The organism is Gordonia hydrophobica NBRC 16057 (assembly GCF_001592365.1).
GTDB lineage: Bacteria > Actinomycetota > Actinomycetes > Mycobacteriales > Mycobacteriaceae > Gordonia > Gordonia hydrophobica.
Map to the genome: position 1 here is coordinate 129905 of NZ_BCWU01000007.1, position 23560 is coordinate 153464.

At 67.5% G+C, this 23560-nt stretch carries 20 protein-coding genes, 1 tRNA gene and 1 pseudogene; 11 read left to right on the top strand and 11 right to left on the bottom strand.

Features of this window, described 5'->3' with window-relative positions; genetic code table 11:
* Positions 1–14 precede the first annotated feature (14 nt).
* From GH2_RS13145 to GH2_RS13170, 6 genes are all read right to left on the bottom strand, one after another.
* On the bottom strand, positions 15–443 hold the full coding sequence (locus tag GH2_RS13145) for an HIT family protein (RefSeq protein ID WP_066168768.1): 429 nt from the start codon (positions 441–443) through the stop codon (positions 15–17).
* Positions 444–452: 9 nt separating this feature from the next.
* A complete protein-coding gene (locus tag GH2_RS13150; protein ID WP_066168771.1) occupies positions 453–1937 on the bottom strand; it encodes a sensor histidine kinase in 1485 nt (494 codons plus the stop codon).
* Positions 1934–2641: a response regulator transcription factor gene (locus GH2_RS13155; RefSeq protein WP_066168774.1), complete on the bottom strand. Its 708-nt coding sequence runs from the start codon at positions 2639–2641 to the stop codon at positions 1934–1936. Before GH2_RS13155 ends, GH2_RS13150 begins: the two co-directional genes overlap by 4 nt.
* A gap of 99 nt (positions 2642–2740) precedes the next feature.
* Complete coding sequence (locus GH2_RS13160; protein ID WP_066168778.1) at positions 2741–3919, bottom strand: winged helix DNA-binding domain-containing protein; 1179 nt, start codon at positions 3917–3919, stop codon at positions 2741–2743.
* Complete coding sequence (locus tag GH2_RS13165) at positions 3916–4323, bottom strand: RidA family protein (RefSeq protein ID WP_066168781.1); 408 nt, start codon at positions 4321–4323, stop codon at positions 3916–3918. Before GH2_RS13165 ends, GH2_RS13160 begins: the two co-directional genes overlap by 4 nt.
* On the bottom strand, positions 4320–5900 hold the full coding sequence (locus GH2_RS13170; protein WP_066168783.1) for a carboxylesterase/lipase family protein: 1581 nt from the start codon (positions 5898–5900) through the stop codon (positions 4320–4322). The genes GH2_RS13165 and GH2_RS13170 overlap by 4 nt, the downstream gene beginning before the upstream one ends.
* A 64-nt stretch (positions 5901–5964) precedes the next feature.
* On the opposite strand from GH2_RS13170, the gene GH2_RS13175 reads away from it, so the two are divergent.
* From GH2_RS13175 to GH2_RS13195, 5 genes are all read left to right on the top strand, one after another.
* Entirely contained in the window at positions 5965–6441 is a 477-nt protein-coding gene (locus tag GH2_RS13175; RefSeq protein ID WP_066168786.1) for a GyrI-like domain-containing protein, read from the top strand.
* Positions 6438–7358 (top strand): alpha/beta fold hydrolase, encoded by a 921-nt coding sequence (locus GH2_RS13180; RefSeq protein WP_066168788.1) that lies wholly within the window; start codon positions 6438–6440, stop codon positions 7356–7358. The genes GH2_RS13175 and GH2_RS13180 overlap by 4 nt, the downstream gene beginning before the upstream one ends.
* A gap of 12 nt (positions 7359–7370) precedes the next feature.
* The gene (locus GH2_RS13185) at positions 7371–7775 is read left to right on the top strand and encodes a helix-turn-helix domain-containing protein (protein WP_244885387.1); all 405 of its coding nucleotides are present in this window, start codon (positions 7371–7373) and stop codon (positions 7773–7775) included.
* Positions 7776–7862: 87 nt separating this feature from the next.
* The gene (locus tag GH2_RS13190; protein WP_066168791.1) at positions 7863–9125 is read left to right on the top strand and encodes an alpha/beta fold hydrolase; all 1263 of its coding nucleotides are present in this window, start codon (positions 7863–7865) and stop codon (positions 9123–9125) included.
* Entirely contained in the window at positions 9122–9874 is a 753-nt protein-coding gene (locus GH2_RS13195; protein WP_066168794.1) for a 3-hydroxybutyrate dehydrogenase, read from the top strand. The genes GH2_RS13190 and GH2_RS13195 overlap by 4 nt, the downstream gene beginning before the upstream one ends.
* Positions 9875–10083: 209 nt before the next feature.
* Here GH2_RS13195 and GH2_RS13200 read toward each other — a convergent pair whose 3' ends face one another.
* The 3 genes from GH2_RS13200 to GH2_RS13210 form a co-directional block, all read right to left on the bottom strand.
* The gene (locus GH2_RS13200) at positions 10084–11436 is read right to left on the bottom strand and encodes an HNH endonuclease signature motif containing protein (protein ID WP_066168797.1); all 1353 of its coding nucleotides are present in this window, start codon (positions 11434–11436) and stop codon (positions 10084–10086) included.
* 826 nt (positions 11437–12262) lie between these two features.
* Positions 12263–14902 (bottom strand): multicopper oxidase domain-containing protein, encoded by a 2640-nt coding sequence (locus GH2_RS13205; RefSeq protein ID WP_157086086.1) that lies wholly within the window; start codon positions 14900–14902, stop codon positions 12263–12265.
* 74 nt (positions 14903–14976) lie between these two features.
* Positions 14977–15051, bottom strand: a tRNA-Thr gene (locus GH2_RS13210).
* A gap of 183 nt (positions 15052–15234) precedes the next feature.
* Here GH2_RS13210 and GH2_RS13215 point away from each other — a divergent pair.
* The 5 genes from GH2_RS13215 (at position 15235) to otsB (ending at position 19972) form a co-directional block, all read left to right on the top strand.
* On the top strand, positions 15235–16698 hold the full coding sequence (locus GH2_RS13215) for a threonine/serine exporter family protein (protein WP_066169201.1): 1464 nt from the start codon (positions 15235–15237) through the stop codon (positions 16696–16698).
* Positions 16695–17489 (top strand): MerR family transcriptional regulator, encoded by a 795-nt coding sequence (locus tag GH2_RS13220; protein WP_066168802.1) that lies wholly within the window; start codon positions 16695–16697, stop codon positions 17487–17489. The genes GH2_RS13215 and GH2_RS13220 overlap by 4 nt, the downstream gene beginning before the upstream one ends.
* A 123-nt stretch (positions 17490–17612) precedes the next feature.
* Positions 17613–17777, top strand: coding sequence for a hypothetical protein (locus GH2_RS21765; protein ID WP_169802456.1), 165 nt, complete (start codon positions 17613–17615; stop codon positions 17775–17777).
* Positions 17778–17780: 3 nt separating this feature from the next.
* A complete protein-coding gene (locus GH2_RS13225; RefSeq protein ID WP_066168805.1) occupies positions 17781–19211 on the top strand; it encodes an alpha,alpha-trehalose-phosphate synthase (UDP-forming) in 1431 nt (476 codons plus the stop codon).
* The gene (gene otsB / locus GH2_RS13230; protein ID WP_066168807.1) at positions 19208–19972 is read left to right on the top strand and encodes a trehalose-phosphatase; all 765 of its coding nucleotides are present in this window, start codon (positions 19208–19210) and stop codon (positions 19970–19972) included. Before GH2_RS13225 ends, otsB begins: the two co-directional genes overlap by 4 nt.
* Before the next feature lie 56 nt (positions 19973–20028).
* Here the strand turns inward: otsB and GH2_RS13235 are convergent, their stop codons facing one another.
* Positions 20029–20814 carry an enoyl-CoA hydratase/isomerase family protein gene (locus tag GH2_RS13235; RefSeq protein WP_066168810.1) on the bottom strand — a complete coding sequence of 262 codons (786 nt, stop codon included), beginning with the start codon at positions 20812–20814 and terminating at the stop codon, positions 20029–20031.
* A 46-nt stretch (positions 20815–20860) separates the two neighbouring features.
* A pseudogene (locus tag GH2_RS13240) lies at positions 20861–22469 on the bottom strand (AMP-binding protein).
* A 168-nt stretch (positions 22470–22637) separates the two neighbouring features.
* Here GH2_RS13240 and GH2_RS13245 point away from each other — a divergent pair.
* Complete coding sequence (locus GH2_RS13245; RefSeq protein WP_066168814.1) at positions 22638–23483, top strand: helix-turn-helix transcriptional regulator; 846 nt, start codon at positions 22638–22640, stop codon at positions 23481–23483.
* The last annotated feature ends 77 nt before the right edge of the window (positions 23484–23560 follow it).

The following is a 23560-nucleotide window of genomic DNA, read 5'->3' on the forward strand; positions in this document are numbered from 1 at the left end:
TCAGTCCGCGACGATCATCCCTCCGGGACGTACTCGCCGTATCCCAGCTCGCGCAGTCCGGTGCGCACCTTGTCGGCCGCTTCGTCGAGGGACTCCGCCGAGGCGTTCCGGTCGGCCTTGGAGAGGTCGAACGATTCCAACGTGTGTGCGGGGAACACGTGCAGATGCAGGTGTGGTACTTCCAGTCCGGCGATCAGCAGGCCCATGCGCGGGGCGTCGTAGGCGGCTTTGACGGCGCGGCCGATCTTCTGTGCGACGTCGCTGACGTGCGCGAACGTCGCGGTGTCGATCTGTTCCCAGTGGTCGATCTCTTTGCGCGGCACCACGAGCACGTGGCCGGCGGTCACCGGCTCGATGGTCATGAAGCCGACCGCTGTGCCGTCTTTCCAGACGAAGCGTCCCGGCAGATCTCCGTTGATGATGTGTGTGAAAACCGAAGGCATGTCCTGAGTTTAGGGGGTGTTCGGCATCCCGTGCTCAGTACTGCCGTCCGCCATTCCACCGCTGTCGATCCGCGGGAGGACGAACCAGAAGCGGGCACCGGCGCCGGGTGCGGTGTCGACGCCCACCCGACCGCCGTGCGCCTGCACCAGGGCGGCGACGATCGACAGTCCGAGACCGTTGCCCGATCCCGCGCCGTCGCGGTGCCGGGAGTCGTCGCCGCGATAGAAGCGTTCGAACACGTGGGCGGCGTCGTCGGCGGTCATGCCGGGTCCGTCGTCGGCGACGGTGACGGTGACCTCCGACGGCCCGGAGTCGATCCGGACCCGGATGCGCGCGTCGGCGCCGGCGTGCGCGACGGCGTTGCCGACCAGGTTGCGCAGCACCTGCATCAGGCGAGACGGGTCGGCCCTGACCACCGGATCACCGGTGTCGTTCGGCACGTCGAGTTCGATGTCGGACTCGGGCGCCGCGGCACGGGCTGCTTCGACGGCGTCGGCGACGAGGGAGACCATCTCCACCTCCCCGAGATCGAGGCGGCGTTGGGCGTCGAGGCGGGCGAGCATCAGCAGGTCCTCGACGAGCAACCCCATCCGATCGGCTTCGGAACCGATCCGCCGGACGGCGTCTTCGCGGTCGACGGCGCCCATGGTCAGCAGTTCGGAGAAGCCCTTGATGGACGTGAGCGGGGTGCGCAGTTCGTGCGATGCGTCGGCGACGAAGCGGCGCATCATCGCCTCGGATTCGCGCGCCTGCTTCTCGGACCGCGCCGTCGCGGCGAAGGAGTTCTGGATCTGGGCCAGCATGCGGTTGATCGACCGGCCGAGGCTGCCGACCTCGGTGTTGCCCGGTGCCTCGTGCACCCGTTGATGCAGGTCACCGCCTGCGATCGCGTGGGCGGTCTCTTCGACGCGGCGCAGCGGCCGCAGACTGGATCGGACCAGCAGCGAGCTGAGCACCGCGATCACCACCACGACCACGATCCCGATGCCGACCTGCAGCCAGATCAGTCGACTCATCGTCGCCTGCACGTCGGTCAGCGGGACCGCCACCGTGGTGCTGCCGGTATCGGAGTCACGCTTGATCACCCGCCACTGCGGACCCTCCCCGAGGGAGTCGACGGTCGTCGGCCCCAGGTTGCCGTCCGGCAGTCCGTTGAGGTCGGGGCTGCTGCCGAAGTCGCTGATCGTCACCACGCCGTTCGGCATCTGGATCGAGACGTAGTACTGGGACGGCGGACGGCGCGGGCCGGGCGGCGCCGGACGATTGGTGGCGTCCTGGTCGCGCGGACGGGCCCAGCCGTTGATCGCGTCGACGAGTCCGGAATCGGTGCGAGACATCAGGTCGCCGCGCATGGCCGAGGTCACCGCGAACCCCGAGGCCACCAGGCCCAGGGTCACCAGCAGCCCGGTGAGGACCACCAGGGAGATCCGGAGCGGTACCCCGCGGCGCGGCTTGGCAGGCGTGTCCGGCGCCGTCGTGGCGACGGCAGTCATGTCCGCGGCTCACGCATCACGTAGCCGACGCCGCGCAGCGTGTGGATCAGTCGGGTGGGTCCGGTGTCGACCTTCCGCCGCAGGTACGACACGTACGACTCGACCACGTTGACGTCGCCGCCGAAGTCGTAGCTCCACACGTGATCGAGGATCCGCGGCTTCGACAGCACCTTGCCCGCATTGACCATGAAGTACCGCAGCAGCGTGAACTCGGTCGGCGACAGCGACACCAGTTCGCCGTTCTTGAACACCTCGTGCGTCTCCTCGTCGAGTTCCAGATCGGAGAAGACGATCCGCGTCGACTGCTGCTCGCCCTCGCCGAATCCGGTGCGCCGCAGCAGGACCGCGAGCCGTGCGATGACCTCTTCGAGGCTGAAGGGTTTGGTGACGTAGTCGTCGCCGCCGACGGTGAGGCCGTTGACCTTGTCCTCCACCGAGTCGCGGGCCGACAGGAACAGTGCGGGCGCCGCGATGCCGTCCGCACGCAGCCGGCGCAGCAGCCCGAAGCCGTCCATACCGGGCATCATGACGTCGAGCACCAGCACGTCGGGTTTGAAGGTGCGGACCACGTCGAGCGCGCGGGGGCCGTCGGCGGCCGTCTGGACCTCGTAGCCCTGAAACTTCAGAGACACCGACAGGAGCTCCCGAATGTTGTCCTCATCGTCGACCACAAGCACCTTGGCGGGTTTGTCAGCAGTTGCCATGTCACCAGCTTGCCGGAGGCGGCGTCGATTCGACTGGTAAATCGCTGGCAGATTCCTGTGAGCGGCGAGCTTCGCCGCCAGAGCCCGTACCGGGGCCCGTCAGCGGTGCTTTCTCATCAGCGGTGACGGGAAGCCGACCGACGGGCGATCGTCGCCGAGCCACGCGCTCAGTTCGTCGGCGCGGTCGGCCAGCCCCGTCCGTGCCTGCGGCGGCAGGTCGACCAACTCGATCACCTCGACGGCGTCGTCCCCCAGCACCCAGCCGCCGACGATCCGGCCGTCCCACCAGGCGGTCTGGCCGCCGTTGCCGGTGCTGTCGAACAGCGCGGCGGCGTGGTCGCCGAGGTAGAAGTTGCGCTCCTTCCATCCCATGGTGGTCGGATCCAGCGCGGGGAGCAGGAGCGCACGCGGTTCGACGGGGTCCACCGGGTCCAGATCGTCGGACATCAAGTACCCGATCGCTCCTCCGTCGAGCTCCACCTCGGTGACCTCGAGCCCGGCGAGGGCCTGACGGACGGCGGTCTTCGTGGAGCCGAGCCACCACACCAGGTCGGTCTCGGTGCCCGGGCCGTACTGTCGCAGCCATCGCTGAACGAGCGCACGGTGACCGTCGGCGACGTCGACGTGCGGCAGCGGCGCGCCCAGCCAGGTCTGCATCGACGTCCACGACGGACGCGAGCCGTGCCACGGCGCACTGTTGGGACCGCGCACCACCTCGCCGCGTGCAGCGAGGAAGTTCAGCATGCGCGGGAGAATCGGCGACGGCCCGCCGTACGCCTTACCCGCGTCGCGCATGATCTCGATGTCGAACTCCGGCAACCGTTTCCGCATGTCGGAGGCAGTGCAGAAGACGCCGTCGGCGAACTCCGCCAGGATCGCGTCCCGCGCCCGCTCGATCCACCTCTCCGGGTCGGCGGGCCCGTCCGCGCGACGGAGATCTCGCAGCAGATTGGTGCGCTCCGACGCCGCGACCCGCGGTCCCACCGCACCGACCGCCTCGGCGAGCATCGCGCGGGTCATCACGAACAGCGTCCGCCGCATGACCAATTCTTTGATCAGCGTGCGGTCGTCGTACAGCGCGGTCTCGACGGCGGCGGGCGTCGGCGCGCCGCCGCGTGCCCACGCCGACAGGTGCACGGTCGACGCCGTCGTCGCGTGCAGTCCGACGACGGCGTCGGCGACCGTCGTGACCGCGTGCTCGGTCGAGCCGTCGAGGAGCTGTCTGCGTTGGAGCCGGGCGCGCCGCTGATCGTCGGAGACGCGGGGGCGCACGGTCATCGCACCGGTCCGGTCGCGATGATCGCCTCGATCTCGACGAGCTGGCGCGGGTACGGCAACACGGTGACGCCGACGACGATCGCGGGCGGGGCGGCACCGTCGAAGGCGGCGTCGAGCGCCTGCCACGCCGCACCGATGACGGCGTGATCGGTGGTCGCGACGTACGTGGTCAGCTTTGCGATGTCCGCTCGCTGGGCGCGTTGCTCGGCCAGGATCTCGTCGAGGCACTGGACGGTGCGGGTCATCTGCGCCACCGGATCGTCGGGTCCCACGATCTGTCCGTCGGCGTCGAGCGGAGACAGGCCGGCGGTCACGATCAGCGAGTTGGACGCGATACGGGCGCCGTAGGCGAAGCCGCCGTCGTGCAGGGCGGCGGACCCGAAGCGGTCGACGGCGCCGCTCATCGGAAGCTCAGCACTTCGTCGCCCCACGCTCGCAGGATGTTGTCGTCGAGCCCCTCGACCGGGGTGTCTGCCGTGCCGCCGATCAGCAGGGAGCTGTGTCGCATCGGTGCGTACGGCTCCCAGATCGCGTCCCCGTCCTCGCCGGTGTTGGGGTCGCCGTCCGCCGCGAACCCGAGCCAGCGGTACTGCATTCGATGGCGCACCAGTTCGCCGGTGGCGCGCCCGCCGAGCGCGTACATCGGGTCGCGTTTGCTCGACGCCGGGTTGCCCCACACGTACGGCACCTCGGTGGCGTGCGCGGCGCCATAGCCGAGGACGCGGAGAATCGGTGTGGCCCAGTCGAACCGGTACAGGTACACCGGTGCGGTCTGCGCGTGCGACTCGGCGATCCACACCGCGGGCATCCGGAAGCCGATGTCGCGGGAGATCGCCATGGAGCGGGCGCCGGACGGGACGTGCTGATACGACGAGTCGAGGTGTTCGGGTTCGGGCACCCGCAGCGCCGGTCGTTCCGAGCCGATGAGGGTGAACATCGCGTCGAGGCCGTGATCCTTCACCGGCAGCAGCGGCGTCGACATCCAACGGAACAACGAGGTCTCGTGTCGGTTGGTGCCGATCAGCAGTGGTACGCGGTGGGATTCGCCGGTGACGATCGCTTCGAGCGGATCCAACGGGACCAGGTCGCCGTCGACGACGGGTGCGAACGCGATGGTGCCCGGGAAGCGGTTCGGGACCAGGTTGAAGATGGTCGACGACGCGTTCACCAGCTCCAATGCGGGCGTGCGGCGCAGGTCGGCGGCCCGTACGTACTCCGGCGAGAGTTCCGCGAGCAGCATGTTGGCGTACCGCTCGCCGCGCTCGGCGTCGTACACCGTGGTCGCAGGCGAACTCTGCGCAATGGCCTTGTGGAACAGGCCTTTCGCGGCCGGCGACGCCAGCAGCGTGGTGACGACGCCTGCGCCCGCGGATTCACCGAACAGCGTCACATTGCCGGGATCACCGCCGAATCGTTCGATGTTGTCCCGGACCCAGCCGAGCGCCGCGATCACGTCGGACAGTCCGCAGTTGGCTTGAAAGACGTTCTCACCCGAGGAGAACTGGCGCAGGTCGGTGAACCCGAATGCGCCCATGCGGTAGTTGACGGTGACGATGATCGTGGGGGTGCCGCGGGTGACCGACGACTGCACCAGCGATCCCGGGTCGTAGAGGGGTTGGGATCCCGCGCCGCACAGGTAGGCGCCGCCGTGCACCCACACCATCACCGGCAGGCGGGCGTCCGTGCCCGCGGCGCCGCGCGGCGTTCCGACGTTCAGGTACAGGCAGTCCTCGTTGGCGAACGCGTCGGGCCCGAGGTCGATCACCTGCATCACCGGCTGCGGGCAGACGGGCGCGAAGTTGCGGGCGTCGACGATCTCGGTGCGCTCACGCGGCGGCTGGGCATGCAGCCACCGGCGCGGACCGGTGGGGCGCGCGGCATACGCGACGCCGAGCCAGAGGTCGGCGGAGGGAGTGCTGGTGCCCCGAAGCGGGCCGTAGACGGTGTCGACGACGTGATCGGTGTCAGTCACGTCGTCCATTTTGCCCGCACCACGCGCAGTCTGCACCACACGCGACCGCGGCGCGTCCGCTTACCATGGGCGCATGAGTAGTTCGTTGCCGCTGATCTTGCGTGAAGAACCGTTCTTCGACGCCATCGAGGTCCCGCTGCCGGAGCACGTCGCCGTGGTCACCATGGAGTTCCCCGAAGTCCAGCTGGCGGACCTGCCCGAGATCTTCGACGGCCATTTCCATGTCCTCGCCGAGGCGGGTCCGATCGGTCCCGGATTCGCGATCTACGAGGGCGACATCACCGACGAGTTCGATCTGACGATCGGGTTCCCGGTCGCGGGCCCGGCGCAGATCGACGGTGCTGACAACGGAGCCTTTCCCACCGGGCAGGCCCTGATCATGTCGCACTTAGGTGGATTCGACGGCCTCGGATCGGCCTGGGAGACCCTGATGGAACGGCACTTCGCGAAGGGCGGCTCCGCGCCGCGCGCCGTCGTCGAGATCTACGTGACCGATCCGAGCGTCGTGGAGCACGACGACCTCCGGACCGATCTCCTGGTCCTGCTGTGACCACCCGGACCGGCACCGCCCGCTCCGGCGATCTCCAGATCTGCTTCGAGGAGTTCGGCGATCCCGACGATCCCGCCGTCCTGCTCATCATGGGCGTCGGCGCGCAGATGGTGTTCTGGCGCACCGAGTTCTGCGAGCAGATCGCCGCCGTGGGCTACCGCGTGATCCGCTTCGACAACCGCGACTCCGGTCTGTCGTCGAAGCTGCACGGCGTCGCCGCCGGCGGCGGTCCCATCCTGTGGAGCCTGCTGCGCTTCTTCGTCGGACAGGCGGTCCCCGGGTGCGCTTACACCCTGCGGGAGATGGCCGACGACGCCGCCGCGGTCCTCGACCACCTCGGCCTCGAGCGAGCGCACATCGTCGGGGCCTCGATGGGTGGGATGATCGCGCAGGTCTTCGCGTCCGAGCACGCCGACCGGACTCGGTCCGCGACGATCATCATGTCCAGCAACAACCGTGCGTTCCTGCCGCCGCCCGGACCGCGCCAGTTGGTCGCATTGTTGAAGCCGCCGCCGCGCGGTGCGACCCGGGAGCAGATGATCGACGTGAATCTGGAGCGAGCCACGGTCATCGGCAGTCGCAGCTACCCGGCCGATCCCGCCGTCGCACGACAGCACGCCGCCGAGTACTTCGACCGCAGCTACTACCCGATCGGCTTCGCCCGCCAGTTCGCCGCGATCCTCGGCACCGGCAGTCTGGTCGGCTACGACGAGACCATCGCGGCCCCAACGTTGGTGCTGCACGGCTCCGAAGACAAGTTGATGCGACTCACCGGCGCCAAGGCGGTGGCGAAGGCGGTGCGCGGCGCTCGCCTCGTCGTCGTCGACGGCATGGCGCACGACCTCCCGCGCCCGCTGTGGGACCAGATCGTCGGCGAATTGACGGCGCATTTCGGGCACGCCGCGAAGCGGCGCTAGGCGGCCGTCAGCGTGTCGAGCCCCAACGACCTGCCGCACACCATCGGCGCCGTCGTCCGTTATCAGCGGACGATGGCGTCCCTCTCGCTGCGCCAACTCGCCACGATGGTGGGCATCTCCAACCCGTATCTCTCGCAGATCGAGCACGGCTTACGCGCTCCGAGCGAGGCTGTGCTGAACTCACTCGCCGATGCGCTCGGCCTCGACGCGGACGAGCTGAAACCGCCCGCGGACGCCGGCACCTCCGGTGTGCTCGCCGCAATACAGGCCGACCCCGAACTGACCCCTGAGCAGCGGAGATCACTCACCCACGTATATCAGAGCATGCTGATCGCCTCGCGTGCGCTCAGGTCCGGCGTCGACGTCGACAGCGAGGTGACCGGCGGCGGTCGATCCGGCTCCCCCGTCGACGAATAGATCGAATCGAGTCGAAACCGCTGCGCGACTCGGGAATGCTAGCTAGCTTTGCTAGCACCATCCCGATTTGAAATGCGAGGTTGTCTCATGAACGACGGCACCACAGCGACCAGTCAACTCCAGCGGTGGGCGCAGGCTCCAACCGATCTCGCCACGGCGTGGATCAAGGGATGGACGGACTACAGCACCGCCGCGTTGCGCTCGGGACCGTTCACGCCGATGCAGTTCCTCTCCGACGCGACGCGCTGGGCCGGTGCTGCCACCGTGCGTTCGAAGCCGGGGTGGACCACCCCGCACTCGGTGGTCCGCACCTGGCCTCAGGCTCGTCTGCTCGACTTCTCGGCACCGACAGCCGACCCGGCCGAGATCCCGATCGTCTTCCTCCCGCCCCAGGGCGGACACGCCTCGACGATCGTCGACTACTCCGCGGACCAGAGCCAGGTGCGCACGGCACTCGACGCCGGCATCGGGCGTGTCTTCTCGATCGATTATCTGCCCGCCACCGCGGAGACCAAGGACATCACCGTCGACGACTACGTCGCGATGCTCGACGACGTCGTGGGACAGGTGGGCGGCGCCGTCCATCTCGTCGGCGACTGCCAGGGCGGTTGGCTCGCGGCGATCTACGCTGCCCTGCGCCCGCATGCGGTCCGCAGTCTCGCGCTCGGCGGTGCGCCCATCGACACTCATGCGGGCGACTCCGCTGTCGCCGAGTGGCTGACCGCGCTGACTCGGCACGGCGACATCGCCGCCTACCGGGTACTCGTCGCCGCGGGCGACGGCCGACACCTCGGAGCCAATCAGGTCCTCGGCTTCAAGATGCTCGAGCCCACCGAGGAGTTCAATCGCCTGTGCCAGCTCTGGGGCAATATCCGCGACCCCGAGTATGTGGAGCGGTACGACGCTTTCACCAACTGGTTCGAACACGGCCAGGACATGCCCGGCGCGTTCTATCTCTGGGTCGTGGAACACCTCTTCCACAAGAACGAATTGATCGCCGGCACACTCGAGGTTCAGGGCACCGTCGTCGACCTCGCCGCGATCGATGCTCCGCTCTACCTGATCGCCGGCGAGCGCGACCACATCACCCCGCCGCCGCAGATGCTCGCGTTGGCCGACGCCGTCTCGACTCCAGCCGACGACATCCGCACCTGGACTCTGGACGCCGGTCACCTCGGTCTCTTCATGGGCCACACGGCGCTGTCCGAGCCGTGGACCGAGATCTTCACCGACCTCGCGCGCCGCCACCGGGAGTCCGCAGCCGCCGACGCTGCGTCGTCGGACACCGCATCGGAGAACGCGACATCCACGGACGCAGCATCGGCACACGCAGAATCGGCGGACGCATGAGCGGGCCGCTCGAGGGACGCCGCGCTCTCGTCACCGGCGCCGCCGCCGGTATCGGGGCGGCCATCGCGCAGAGTCTGGCCGACGACGGCGCCCAGGTCACTGTCGCCGACATCGACGCCGACGGCGCCGCCCGCTTCGCAGCACAGATCGGCGGCACCTCCTGGGCAGTCGATCTCACCGACACCGCAGCGCTCGCCGACCTGACGCTCGACACCGACATCCTGGTGCACAACGCCGGAATCCAGCACGTGAGTCCGATCGAAGACTTCGAACCGGAGTGGTTCCATCGGATACTGACGCTCATGGTGGAGGCGCCGTTCCTGCTCACCCGCGCCGCGCTGCCCGGCATGTATGAGCGGGGCTTCGGTCGCATCGTCCACATCTCATCGGTGCACGGCCTCCGGGCCTCGCCCTACAAATCCGCGTACGTGACGGCCAAACACGGAGTCGAGGGCTTCTCCAAAGTCACGGCCGCCGAAGGCGGTCCGCACGGCGTCACCAGCAACTGCGTGAACCCCGGCTATGTGAAGACAGCGCTGGTGACCAAGCAGATCGCCGAGCAGGCCGCCGTGCACGGCATCTCCGAGGACGAGGTCACCGAAAAGATCTTCCTCGCCGGGCCGGTCATCAAACGGCTGATCGAGCCCTCCGAGGTGGCGGCCCTGGTCTCCTGGCTCTGCAGCGACCACGCTGCCATGGTCACCGGATCGTCGTACACGATCGACGGAGGGTGGACGGCTACCACTTGACCTGTGCTGGTGGTTGCCTGCGCCCGCGCGGGGAGCGGCGTGAATGTTGGCCCGCGCGGGGAGCGGCAGCTGGTCACACCACCTCGGCAGTCCTCGCTCCTCGGCTAGCGCCTCGTCCCTGCGGAGAGCTCGGCGGCCGTGACCAGCTGCCGCTCCCCGCGCTGCTTCCTGCGTCGTGCGGGTTGTCGGCGTGCCGTTTATGCGGCGGTTTACGCTGCTGCCGTGGGTGCGGCGGTCATGGTCCTTCTCGCGTTTGAGCGAATCGGTTCGCGGTGGCGATCCGGGTTCGCTTGGTCCAGTGGTGGGCGGAACCAGGGGTGGCGGTCGTGGCCGATGAAGACTTCCCAGCCGGTCTGATGGATCAGGGTGTGGTGCATGCGGCAGAGCAGGACGCAGTTGTCGATCGCAGTGTCTCCGCCCTCCGACCACGGAACGCAGTGGTGAGCGTCGGTCCAGGAGATCGGGCGTCCGCAGCCCGGGAACGCGCAGCCGCGGTCGCGGGCTTCCAGCGCTCGGCGGAGACCGGCGGTCACCAGGCGGTGTTCCCTGCCGACGTCCAGCGGTGCCGAGTTCTGGTCGAGGATCACTCGGCGCATCGCTGCCTCGCAGAGGACGAGTCCGACAGTCGCCGGGGAGACCGGGCCGGTGAAACCGAGTGACGCGACTTGCGACGAGCGTCCAGCTGCACTGCTGTCACCGCATTGCGTCGGGACGATCATGGTGACGTGCGGGAGAACCCCTCCCGAGACGGTCGGGCGCTCCTTGCTGTTGAGGTAGGTGCGAATGACCTGCGCGAGCGCATCGGATCGACGTTGTTTTGCGGTGCGCGGATCTCGCGAACCGTCGGGCTGCGGGATCGGCTTGCAGAGCGGGTCGAGCGCCTGGTTCAGTTCTTCGCCGGTCAAGGCGTCCAGATCGAGCGTCCCGGTGGTGCGGCCGTCGTCTCCGGTCACCAGCGTCATCTCGTTGAGATCGGGGTTTTCGGCGATCGGTACCGCATCGGGATCGGTCTCGTCGATCTCGGGTGCCCATTCCAGGGCGAGTTCGCGAGCCCGCTGGGACACATCGGCCGGAGTCACTTGGCAGGAGAGTCGCCGCGCCAGATCCGCCCGCCGATCCTCATCCAGCGGCACCCGTCGACCCACGAACGCGACGCCTTTCCCGATGGCGTCGAGTTGTTCGATCGGGACGCCGCCGGTCCTCGCGTGCACCATCACGCCTGGCATCGTGTGCGCGGCGTGCCCGGTCCGCGCGTATCGGTGCGCGGCTGCGGGCGTGATGCCTAACTGCTTGAGGAGGTCGGTGCTGGTTTTGACTCGTTTCCGGGCCGGTAGTCCGGCTCGTCCGGCGGCGTCGGTCAGTCCCGACATCGCCGTCCCAGCGAGATTGACCACCCGATTCAACTGCGCCATGGTCTGCCCGATGACGGCGTCATCGAAACCGACCGTCGAAGGACTCACGCATAAGCGGGCGAGTTCTCCTCCGGGTGCAGCGAGGGTGGGTGGGCTGAGCGCTTCGATGAGCGCGTCAGCGAATTCAGTGATGACGTCGACAATAGCCACGGCAATCCCCCTTGCCCTTGTTGGCGAACGCGACCCGATGCGGGTCGCGATCTTGGCTGGACGCACTCCGGTAGGGAGCGCACCCTGAAATGTGAAGCGGAGCATCGCTTCCGGCCCGGGATCACCGAGCAGGAGGGCGGATGCGCCGCTGACGTTGGACAACACGCACGACACCGATCCGACGCAAGCAGTCACCCCGCCGCCAGACCCCCGAAGCCCGTGAGGGCAGGGGGTCTGGCGACGTCGCAGGACAGGCCGCCGGCCCGAAGGCCCGGCACTAGATCACCCGCATCGCCCGGCCCCAACCCAAGGGGCCGACTCGAGAAGCGACTCCAACCCGAGGAGCCATCCCGAGGCGCGACTCCAATCCAAGGAGCCGACCCGAGACACAGCCCCTACCCAGGGGCCGACCCGAGGAGTGACTCCCACCCAAGGAGCCGACTCACGGCGATTCGGCGTCGATCCGCATAACCCCTGCCGGCCGAACACTCGAACCGACGGCGGTCCTGCTTCCGTGCGCACCCACCGACCACCCCTTACAGCCCCTTGCTACGGAAGCGGTCCGTGTCGCCTGTGCGCGACGGCTATGAAGTTCTCAAACAACACGAGACGACCTTCCAGTCACCTCAATGAAGCTGTACAAACTATGATACATCTCACGTTAAATAAGAACAAGGGTTCGATACATAAGACATGCGTCGACTGAATATCAGGACGAACTCGGATTGTCAGAGCCCAGCGCTATCGTCAGACCTGCGATCACCGGTCGACACAATCACCGTCCGGTCGCGACGGGACCACGGCCAACACAGTGGGTAGACGACCGCTACTCCACCACGATCTTCCCCATCGCCCCGCGGTCGCCGTCGACCATCCGGTGATTGACGAACGTATAGGTACCCGGCTCGGTGAACGTCATCTCCACAAAGCCTCCTTGAGCGGGCAGCAGTCCAAGCGCCTGCGACGCGCCGCCGAGGGCGTTGTCTCTCCGCAGGAGGTACGCGCCCTCCGAGTAGACGGTGTCGAACTGACTGCCGATCATGTGGAATGAGAGCGGCTCGTTGGGGCCTGCGTCGAGCACCCACATGCGGATGCGGTCGCCGACCTTCGCGTGCAGGGGGCGATACACGTACTGATTCGCATAGCCGTTGAACATCACCAGGTCCGGGACGGCGCCTGCGACAACCTTGTCCGCATTAATCGGTTCGCCGTCGGGTCCGAGGTACCACTCGGACTGCGTGAACGCGTACTCGGCGTCGACCGGCGCGAGGTCGGGCGGGTCGATGATCACGGCGCCGAACATGCCTGCGGCCAGGTGGACCGACATCGGCATCGTGGCGCAGTGGTAGAGCCAGATCCCGCTGTGCTCGGCGCGGAACCGGTATACGAGACGTTCACCGGGATTGATGTCCCGCATGTTCGCATCCGGCGAGACCATCCCGGCGTGGAAATCGATCGAGTGCGCCATCGTGCCGTTGTTGACCAGCGTGATCTCGAACGTGTCACCGATCTTGCCCCGGAGTACCGGGCCCATGGTTCCGCCGTTGTAGGTCCAGCGCACTGCACTCGTCCCGGGGGCGATCTCACCGGGCTCCTCGGTGACCTCGAACGTGTACCTGTGCACCTTCTCGGACGACGCCGGCGCGAGCCGCGGATCGCGGGCGACGAAGTCGGGCCCGGGATCGGTCATCAAGTCGACAGGGCCGGTCGCACTGTGGTGCCCGGAGTGGTCGCCGGAATCGTCGTCGCCCTCCACCTTGATGTGCAGCACCATGCCCTGCTGCCGGTGGCCGACGATGGAGCACCATGCCTCCAGAGACCGTCCGACGACGGCGACCTCGACAGTGGCCGACTTCCCGGGCGCCAATCGCCCCGTGCTCTGGCCGGTCTCCAGGACGAGATCGTGCACCATGTCGTCCTTGTTGGTGACGTTGATGACCAGGCGATTCCCCTTGGGAACGGTGATGGTTCCGGGGTCGAAGCGCATGCCGACCGCGTCGACCTGGACGGTCGTCGTCTGGCCGGTGGCCGTGACACCCGCGGATCCGTCGTCGCTCGCGAAACCGTTTCCACCGCCGAGCGCGACGCCGACCGAGATCACCAGCGCGAGTGCGGCCACCGCGGCGATGGCCTGCTGGCCGAGCTGCGGTCGCCGTTCCGGCGACGGGGCTGACTCGTGCGAGGGCTCGGGCGACGACGAGGACGCGGCGTCGTCGGGCTGCGCGGCAGCCGCTGTCATCGCGCGCCGCACCTTCATCGCGGCCACGGCACTGCGGATCATGATCGGCAGGAACATCGCGTACGCCAGCATGATCAGCGCCGACAGCGCGACCTTGACCCAGCTCTGCACCGGCAGCAGCCACAGCACCAGACCGCCGTTGATCACCAGCACTCGCCACAGCCACCAGGTGTCCATGAGCTTCTTGCCCGCCGCGGTCACCGGGCCGCCGCCCATCATCACCGGCAGCAGATGACTCATGACGCCGAGCAGCAATTGCCCGGCGAATCCTGCGAGGAACCACACCGTGAGCAGCGTGATCCGGGAGGCTTCGAACGGGCCGGTCAGCAGGATCACGCCATACCCGGCCAGGGAGCCGATCAGCCACACCAGCGCCGCGGAGATCGACGCCGTCGCATACGAATGCGGTGCTCGACGCAGTACGACGCGGACGAACGGACCGATCACGATCAGCCACCCGACCAGGTAGATTCCGACGCCGACGGCGGCGACCACCGGCCGGTCGGTGAGCGCACCCGCACAGATCACCGCAATGCCGGCGGGCAGGACCGCCAGGGCCAGCGGTCGGCGTCGTGCGCCGACGTGGGGATCGCCGAAGAGTCGCGGGAACATCACCATCAGGACACCCGCCGCCGCGAGTCCGAGGAAGCCGAGGATATTGAGCGCCTGGTGCGTGACGAGGAGGCCCGCCTGCGTCGGATCGGCGAATCCGTAGGCGAGCGCAACACCGAAGCCGGCACCGAACGGCAGCGTGCACGCCGAGGTGACGAAGAACCAAACGCTCATCGCCTGTTCGGCCGGAGGCTGGCCGTTCGCAGCGCGGGTGCGCTGCGCTTCGCGGATCAGGAGCGCCAATGCGACGGCGTGCCAAGCGATGGCGGCGCCGATCAGGATCGCGCCGACCATCGTGACCTGCCACCAGGTACCGAGCATCCCGACGATGGTGACCACCAGTCCGAGGTTGACGGCGTAGATCCGGCCGATCTGCAGCGGTCGTCGCTCCGGCGGCAAATGATGACCGAGGAATCGTTCGGCGAGCGTCTGCGACCACAGCAGGATCGAGTTCGCGACCAGGCCGATCGTGAAGATGTGGACGATGAGCCACCGCGAACTCGGGAGCATCCAATGCAGGAGTCCGGCCAGGACCAACACGGTCATCCATACCCGGACCGGCATGCCCGCCCGCCGGTGCCAGCTCATCGGACGACGATCTCGCTTAGTGCTCACTCCTTGATATTAAGGAGAGAACTACTCGAAAAGGTTCGGTGGCGACGTGGATCACGCCGCCACCGAACCTCACATGGAGCCCCCTGTCGGGATTGAACCGACGACCTTCGCTTTACAAGAGCGGTGCTCTACCACTGAGCTAAGGAGGCCTGCCGCGGAAGTATATAGGGTCACACTCGACAGCCGTAACGCCCGGTGGTGCTGCGACGACTTCCCTCGGGAACCGGCGCGCGCGACGCCTGCACGACCGGCCGCGCGGATGCCAAAATCGATAGCGGCGAGGCGTTCAGCGCAGCATTTCCACGACGATCCAGTGAGGAGGCACGGTGCAACTGAAGGGTGTGTTCCAGCGAGGACTGAGCAAGGTCCTCGGTGAGGCCACAGCGACGATCGACACCATCGAGCCGGGCAGCATCGTCGTCGCACCCCGCAAACCGATCCCGCTCGACGACGAGGGGGCGATCACCGAAGTCCTCGACCTCGCGGCGCGGATCGGCGCGGTCCTCCTCGACTCCGGCACCGGCGCCACCGACACGCTGAGCCAGATCGAGTTCGTCGCGGGCATCTACGGCCTCGAGGACGTCGAAGTGGACGTCACGTTCAACACCATTCACATCAGCGCCCGACGCGGCCCCACGCTGCCGCCGGTCACCACGGTCCGCACCGTGCACTACCGGTCGCTCGACTTCACCCGACTCGCCCACGTCGACCGCCTGGTCCGACGCATCCGCCAGTTGGCGATCACGCCCGGCACCGCGCACCGCATCGTCGACGGCATCACCAGCGCACCGCATCCGTACCCATACTGGGTCGCGAACCTGTCGTGGGGCGTCATGGCGTTGGGCATCTCGATCCTGCTCGGCGGCACCCCGATCGTCGGCACGACGTCGTTCCTCACCACCATCGTGATCGTCGCGATCAACCGTCGCCTGGCGCGAATCGGCACGCCCATCTTCTTTCAACAGATGCTGGGTGGTTTCATCGCCGTCTTACCTGCAGCGGCGCTCTATCACTGGCGCGAACCACTGCATCTGGACTTCGCACCGTCGCAGATCGTCGCAGCGGGCATCGTGGTCTTGCTGTCCGGGTTGTCGTTGGTGGGCTCGGTGCAGGACGCGATCACCGGCGCCCCCATCACCGGAACGGCACGCTTCTCCGAAGTGGTGCTGATGACCGGCGGCATCCTCGCGGGCGTCGCCTTGGCGATCCGAACCGTCGAGACGATGGGCGTGGTCCTGCCGCCACTCGGCACCAGCTCGCCGTTCGGTCCGTCCAATCCCATTCCGAGCCTGATCGGCGGCGCGCTCGCCGCGGGTGCGTTCGCGGCGGCCAGCTATGCCGAACGACGCGCCATCCCGGTCGCACTCGGCGCGGGCATGCTCGCGTCGGGCGTGGTGAGCGCGTTGTCGTTCACGTCGGCGGGTTCGATCGTGGCGAGTGCGCTGGCCGCCGTCCTCGTCGGCCTCCTCGGTGGTCTGGCCGCACGTCGTGCCCTGGTGCCGCCGCTGGTCGTGGCGGTCTCGGGCATCACCCCGCTGTTGCCCGGCCTCGCAATGTATCGCGGCCTGTACGGCGTGATGAGCGAGCAGACCATCCCCGGTTTCCGGGAGCTCGCGACGGCGATCACCATCGGCTGCTCCATCGCGGCGGGCGTCACGTTGGGCGAGTTCATCGCCCGCACCCTGAAACGCCCCACCCTGCCTGCGGGATTGATTCCTCCGCGGATCCCGCGACGCGAGAATCGGCTCGACCGCTTGACCCTCACGCGACGTAAGCCTCCACGCTGGAAGACATGACGGTGACCAGCGACGCGAACAGCAGCCGGCGAGCCTCCACCTGGACGGTGGGCAGGCTCGCGGACCTGACCGGAGTCACGGTGCGCACCCTGCACCACTACGACCGGATCGGACTGCTGTCGCCGACGACGCGCACGCATGCGGGATATCGCCTCTACACCGAGGACGACGTCGCCCGCCTGCAGCGCATCGTCCTCTACCGGCGGCTCGAGATGCCGCTGGACGAGATCGCGGCGCTGCTCGACGGAGACGACGACCCGGTCGCTCATCTCCGGAGGCAGCGCGCCGCCGTCATGTCCCGGCTGGGCGAGCTGACCGAACTCGTCTCGGCCATCGATCGAGCGATGGAGAGAGAAATGACAGGGCGACCGGCGACCGACGCCGACATGCGAGAGATCTTCGGCGACGGCTTCAAGGACGAGTACCAGGACGAGGCACAGCAGCGGTGGGGCGACACCGACGCCTGGAAGCAGTCCGCCGAGCGGACCGCGAGGTTCACCAAGGCGGACTGGCAGGCGGTGAAGGAGGAGACCGACGCGATCAACGCCGCCTTCGTGGCGGCCAAGCGCTCCGGCGCGCCCGCGTCGAGTGAGACTGCGATGGACGCGGCGGAGGAGGCGCGACGACAGATCAACGACCGCTTCTACGACTGCAGTCACCAGTTCCACGTCTGCCTCGGCGACATGTACGTGAGCGACCCGCGGTTCACGGCGACGTACGACGACCTCGAGCCCGGACTGGCGCAGTATGTGCGCGACGCGATCGTCGCGAACGCAGCTCGCCACGCCTGATGTGCCTCCTCAATCCTTGTCCGGGTCTCGGCAGGGATTGAGGAGACACCCCTAATCGGACCGCGGTCCTGATGAGCGGAGCACGCCGCGAACTACCCGGTTCGCTCAGGTAGAATCCCCCGCATGGCAGCAAAGACGACCGACATCGCCGAAGACGACGAGCTGGAGCCGGTGGCCGACGAGACCGCCCATCAGGCCCGCCGCGTGGTGGCCGCATACGCCACCGACGCTGACGAGTGCCGGATGCTTTTCTCGATGCTGGGCATCGCCCCGGGCGAGACCGCCTGAGGGATGACTTCGCCCGGAGGGCACCCTGCGGCGGGTGCGAGTTTCGTCGTCGTCGCAAATCGACTCCCCGTCGACAAGCGTGTGCTTCCCGACGGTTCCACCGTGTGGAAGCGCGCTCCCGGCGGATTGGTGACCGCGCTGACCCCCACCCTCGCTTCCCGTACGGGTGCCTGGGTGGGGTGGTCCGGCATCCCTGACTCGGACGAGAACCCGCACGTCGACGGCATCGACATCCATGCCGTTCCGTTGAGCGGCGACGAGATCGCCGACTACTACGAGGGCTTCTCGAACGCCACACTGTGGCCGCTGTACCACGACGTGCTCGTGAAGCCCGAGTACCGCCACGACTGGTGGGACACTTATGTCCGTGTGAACCGCCGGTTCGCGGAAGCCGCGTCGCGTGCTGCGGCTCAGGGGGCGACGGTGTGGGTGCAGGACTATCAGCTCCAGCTGGTTCCGGCGATGCTCCGCGAACTCCGACCGGATCTGTCGATCGGCTTCTTCCTGCACATCCCGTTCCCGCCGCGGGAACTGTTCAGCCAGCTGCCGTGGCGCACCGAGATCCTGGAAGGGCTCCTGGGCGCCGACCTCATCGGCTTCCATCTGCCGGGCGGCGCGGAGAACTTCCTGTCGCTGGTCCGACGGTTCCTGCACGCCGACGCCTCGCGTGACGCCGTCGGCATCCGCGACGGCTACGGCACCGTCGACTACGACGGCCGCACGGTGAAGGTCGGGTCGTTCCCGATCTCGATCGATTCGGCGACCGTCGCGACGAACGCGGCAGCCACCGGCGATCGTGCCGCGCAGATCCGCGCCGAACTCGGCGACCCCGACATCGTGATGCTGGGCGTCGACCGCCTCGACTACACCAAGGGCATCGACGTCCGGCTCGCCGGCCTGGAACGACTCTTCGCCGCCGGTCGTCTCGATCCCGCGAAGACGGTGCTGGTGCAGTTGGCGAGCCCGAGCCGCGAGCGCGTCGACAGCTACATCGACATCCGGAATCGGATCGAGCAGACCGTCGGCCACATCAACGGCACCTACGGGACCGTCGACCATCCGCCGGTCCGCTACCTGTTGAAGCCGGTGCCACGCGACGAACTCCTCGCCTACTTCCGCGCCGCCGACGTCTGCCTGGTGACCCCGCTGCGCGACGGGATGAATCTGGTCGCGAAGGAGTACATCGCCTCGCGCGACGACCTCGGCGGGGCCCTCGTCCTGTCGGAGTTCACCGGTGCGGCCGCCGAACTCACCGAGGCCTACTTGGTCAACCCGTACGACGAGCGCAGTGTCGACGACGCCATCGAGGCAGCGGCGACCGATCCCGCCGACGTTCGCGGCAAACGAATGCAGGCGCTGCACGATCAGGTGATGACCAACGACGTCGACCAGTGGGCCCAAGCCTTCCTCGACACCCTGGCCGGCGAACGATGAGCGAGACGGTGCTCGACGACGCGCTGGTCACTGCGCTCGAGGTCTTCGCCGCGCGGACCAGCGTGCTGGTCGCCTCGGATTTCGACGGCTGCGTCTCACCGATCGTGTCCCGCCCCGAGGATGCCCGCCCTGATCCTCGGTCGATGGCCGCGCTCGAGGCCGCGGCCGTCGCGCCGCTGACGCAGGCCGCGCTCATCTCCGGCCGTGCCCGCGTCGACCTGCAGTCCCTGTCGGGTGCGAGCGCGAATCTGACCCTGGTCGGCAGTCACGGCGCCGAGTTCGCCGACGGTTTCGAGACCGCGATCAGTCCTGCACAGGAGGAACTGCTGCAGCGGATCGTCGCGGAGTTCACCTCGATCAGCGATCGGTTCCCCGGCACCTCGGTGGAGCGCAAACCGGCCAGCGTCACCCTGCACACGCGGATGGCGAGCCACGAGAACGCCGTCAGCGCCCTGGAACTCGCGCAAGCCGGACCGGCGAGCTGGGACGGCGTGCACGTGACGAACGGGAAGATGGTCATCGAGTTGGCCGTCATCGAAACCAGCAAGGGCCACGCCCTCGACCGCCTCCGCGCCGCGATGGGCGTCGACGCCGTCTTCTACATCGGCGACGACGTCACCGACGAGAAGGCCTTCGCCCACCTGCGCGACGGCGACGTCGGCGTGAAGGTCGGCGGCGGCGAGACCGCCGCGCAGTACCGCGTCGCCGACACCGACGGCGTCGCCGCGGTGTTGGAGACGATCGCGGCGCTGCGAGGCTGAGGTTCAGTCGACGAACGACGGCGCGCACCGGGCACGGGTGACGGCACCGTCTTTGTTCACCAGTGCGCCGGTCGGCCTTTGAGTTCCTGCCAGTAGCGGCGATGGGCGTGACGCGCATCGTCGCTGGTCATCCCGTCCGCGAGACCGTCACGGTCGTGCGGATCGGCCAGCGCGGCGATGTCACGAAGCGCCGGCGCCTGCAGCGCCCGTTTGGTGTAGGCGTACTGCTCAAGGCAGTCTTCCGGTGTGAGCTCAGCGATCGCGACGGCACGCTCGATCAATGCGCCGGCAGGTGCCGTCTCGTGCATGATTCCCATCTCGTGGACCTGCTCGGTGGTGAAGATCTCGCCCTGGAGGCACGTGCGTGCAGCCACCGGATCGCCCCACGCGTAGGCGAGCATTCGCAGGTACACCGCAGGCATCGGGATGCCGATGTTCACTTCGTTGATTCCGAAGCGTGACGTCGGTTCGTCGACGACGATACGGCGGTCGCAGACTGCGGCCGTGATGAGTCCGCCGGCGAAGGCGTGACCGTTGACCGCTGCGACGGTGGGACGCGGGTAGGTGAACAGCCGCATGTTGGTCGCACGGTAGTCGGTGAACCAGTCCGCGACGGCGTCGCGTTCGCCGGCGAACAAGCGGAAGTGTTCGTCGAGGTCCAGACCGGCGGAGAACCTCGAGCCGATGCCGGTCAAGACGACCGGCGACTCGGGATGCTCCCTCTCGAGTCGATCGAAGGCTTCGTGAAGATCAGCGAAGAATGCTCTGTTCTGCGCGTTGACCTCATTGGTGTTCATGGTCACGACGGCGACGCGACCGCGTCGCTCGATGCTCCAGCTCATGGAGTTCCTCTCGTTGGTTGGTACTGACGTTCAGCGGTGCGAATGATCAGAGATCAAGCAGTTCTTTGGCTTGCTCGCGCATCGCCACCTTGCGGACCTTGCCGGTCACAGTCATCGGAAACTCGTCGACGCAGTGCACGTAGCGGGGCACCTTGTACTGCGCCAGCCTGCCGCGACAGAACTCGCGCAGCGCCGGCACATCGAGCTCGGGAACGCCTGGTCGGAGGCGTATCCACGCCATGATCTCTTCCCCGTACTGCTCATCCGGAACCCCGATCACCTGGGCGTCGAGGATGTCGGGATGGGTGTACAGGAACTCCTCGATCTCGCGGATAGATGTTCTCTCCTCCGCGCAGCACGACGTCCTTGATCCGCCCGGTGATGCTCACGTAGCCGTCGTCGTCCATCGCGGCCAGGTCGCCGGTGTGAATCCAGCCGTCGGCGTCGATGGCCTCAGCGGTCTTCTCCGGCTGGTTCCAGTAGCCGAGCATCACCAGGTATCCGCGGACGCAGAGTTCACCGGACTGCCCGCGCGGTACGACGGCGCCGCTGTCGGGATCGACGATCGTGATCTCGACATGCGGGTGCGCCCGCCCGAGTGTGGAGACGCGCCGATCGATCGAGTCGTCCGGGCGGGTCTGCAGGGAGGCCGGAGACGTCTCGGTCATGCCGTAGGCGATGGCGACCTCCGGAACCCACTGCGTGACCTTCTTCATCACCTCCACCGGGCACGGGGATCCAGCCATCACTCCGGTGCGCAGCGACGTCAGGTCATAACCGGCGAAATCGTCGACGTTGAGCATCCTGATGAACATCGTGGGGACGCTGTAGAGCGAGGTGCACCGTTCCTCGGCACAGGCGCGCAACGTCAGGTCCGGGTCGAATGTCGGCGACGGGATCACGACGCACGACCCGTGGCTGCTGGCGCCGAGGTTGCCCATCACCATGCCGAAGCAGTGATAGAACGGCGCCGGAACACAGATGCGGTCGTCGGGGGTGTACCCCAGGAGTTCGCCGACGAAGAATCCGTTGTTGAGGATGTTGCGGTGCGACAGGGTGGCGCCCTTCGGGAATCCCGTGGTCCCCGAGGTGTATTGAATGTTGATCGGATCGTTCGGCGACAGGCTGGCCTGGACCTCGGCGACGACGTGGTCGGCCACCTGACGTCCGCGCGCGAGGAGGCGGTCCCAACTCTCGTCGTCGAAGTACACGATGTGCTCCAACTGCGCGCAGCGCGGCCCGACGGCGTCGAGCATTCCGGCATAGTCCGAGGACCGGAACACCCTGTGGGCAAACAACATCCGGATGCCGGACTGATGGAGGACGTACTCGACCTCATGCTCCCGGTAGGCGGGATTGACACTGACCAGAATGGCCCCGACCTTGGCCGTCGCGAACTGCACCACCACCCATTCAACGCAGTTGACCGCCCAGATGCCGACCCGGTCGCCGACCCCGACGCCGTCGTTGATCAGTGCTTTCGCCAGGCTGTCGACCTCGAGGTGGAGTTGGTCGTAGGTCAGCCGCCGGGCACTGCTGACGTCGACGATCGCCTCGCGGGCGCCGAACTGCGAGACGGTCTGATCGAAATTGTCGCCGATGGTCATGTCGAGCAACGGCTGGTCTGTTGCTCCGGTGGTCACGCTGGGTGTCATGGGACATCCTCCATTCCTTCGGCCCCACTGTGATGGCTGACCGCGACGTCGAACACCTCCGAAGGTGGGTCGACGACAGCCGTACCCCCATTCGGGGGTACAGCCGTTTACATGCTGTGACAGCTGTCACTACCGTGAGTGACACCTGACCTGACGAGGAGAGACGTGATGGCTCGGTTGTATGAATCGCCTGCTGAGGACGGCCGGGTCCTGGCTCGGGCGCTGGACGCGTTTCGTCAGCGCACCAGCATGGACATGGTCTTCGGCGGACCGGTCCGGCGTGGGTCGGTGGCGATGGAGATCACCGCGCTCAACGGCGCTCGGACCCGCTCCGCGGCAAATCTCGTGGTTCACAAGGGCGAGGGTCTCGGCGGAAAAGCCCTGGTGCTGGGCCGTCCGGTCATGGTGGCCGACTACGTCACCGCCGAAGGCATCACACACATCTACGACCATGCGGTCCGACCGGAAGCACTTCAGACGTTGACCGCCCTGCCGATCGTCGTCGAGCGTGCGCCGCGACTGCTGATCTATCTGGGCGCCCGCGCCCAGGTCAGCTTGGGCGATCGCTGGTTCGACACGTTCAGCCCCATTGTTCGCCGCATCGAACGAGATCTCGCCGTCGACGACGAGGTACAGCGCCGATTGTCACTTCTCCAGCAGGCGAACGGTTACCCCGCCTTGACGCGCGGCGACTTGTTCGACATCGCCCGCGAGCTGAACGACCTCGCCGACGCCATCGACGACGAGTCGGTCAAGGCTCGACTGCAGGCGGTCGGCGATCGGTTTGCACCGAGCGTCGCGCCGGATCGATCGACCGTCCAGCCTCTCCTGCGGCCCCGCGAGATCGATGTCTTGCGCGAGGTCTCACGCGGGCTGAGCAACCGGGAAGTCGCTGACGCCCTCGGCCTGCTCCCCAACACCGTCAAGTCGTATCTGAAGAACGCCATGCGCAAACTGCATGTCAGCAACCGGGTGCAGGCGATCACCGCCGCGCGCGAGCAAGGCCTCATCTGATGATTCCAGTTCGACGTTCGCCGGCTGCCGCCGATGCGTACCTCCGAAGGTGGGCACCGTGGCCGCCGACCCACTTT

Excerpts from the sequence above, each read along its gene's own strand:
- GH2_RS13220 (WP_066168802.1), top strand. The coding sequence starts at position 16,695 with ATGACGGTGACCAGCGACGCGAACAGCAGCCGGCGAGCCTCCACCTGG.
- otsB (WP_066168807.1), top strand. The coding sequence starts at position 19,208 with ATGAGCGAGACGGTGCTCGACGACGCGCTGGTCACTGCGCTCGAGGTC.
- GH2_RS21765 (WP_169802456.1), top strand. The coding sequence starts at position 17,613 with ATGGCAGCAAAGACGACCGACATCGCCGAAGACGACGAGCTGGAGCCG.
- GH2_RS13155 (WP_066168774.1), bottom strand. The coding sequence starts at position 2,641 with ATGGCAACTGCTGACAAACCCGCCAAGGTGCTTGTGGTCGACGATGAG.
- GH2_RS13225 (WP_066168805.1), top strand. The coding sequence starts at position 17,781 with ATGACTTCGCCCGGAGGGCACCCTGCGGCGGGTGCGAGTTTCGTCGTC.
- GH2_RS13235 (WP_066168810.1), bottom strand. The coding sequence starts at position 20,814 with ATGAGCTGGAGCATCGAGCGACGCGGTCGCGTCGCCGTCGTGACCATG.
- GH2_RS13160 (WP_066168778.1), bottom strand. The coding sequence starts at position 3,919 with ATGACCGTGCGCCCCCGCGTCTCCGACGATCAGCGGCGCGCCCGGCTC.
- GH2_RS13165 (WP_066168781.1), bottom strand. The coding sequence starts at position 4,323 with ATGAGCGGCGCCGTCGACCGCTTCGGGTCCGCCGCCCTGCACGACGGC.
- GH2_RS13150 (WP_066168771.1), bottom strand. The coding sequence starts at position 1,937 with ATGACTGCCGTCGCCACGACGGCGCCGGACACGCCTGCCAAGCCGCGC.
- GH2_RS13245 (WP_066168814.1), top strand. The coding sequence starts at position 22,638 with ATGGCTCGGTTGTATGAATCGCCTGCTGAGGACGGCCGGGTCCTGGCT.
- GH2_RS13170 (WP_066168783.1), bottom strand. The coding sequence starts at position 5,900 with ATGGACGACGTGACTGACACCGATCACGTCGTCGACACCGTCTACGGC.
- GH2_RS13190 (WP_066168791.1), top strand. The coding sequence starts at position 7,863 with ATGAACGACGGCACCACAGCGACCAGTCAACTCCAGCGGTGGGCGCAG.
- GH2_RS13175 (WP_066168786.1), top strand. The coding sequence starts at position 5,965 with ATGAGTAGTTCGTTGCCGCTGATCTTGCGTGAAGAACCGTTCTTCGAC.
- GH2_RS13145 (WP_066168768.1), bottom strand. The coding sequence starts at position 443 with ATGCCTTCGGTTTTCACACACATCATCAACGGAGATCTGCCGGGACGC.
- GH2_RS13195 (WP_066168794.1), top strand. The coding sequence starts at position 9,122 with ATGAGCGGGCCGCTCGAGGGACGCCGCGCTCTCGTCACCGGCGCCGCC.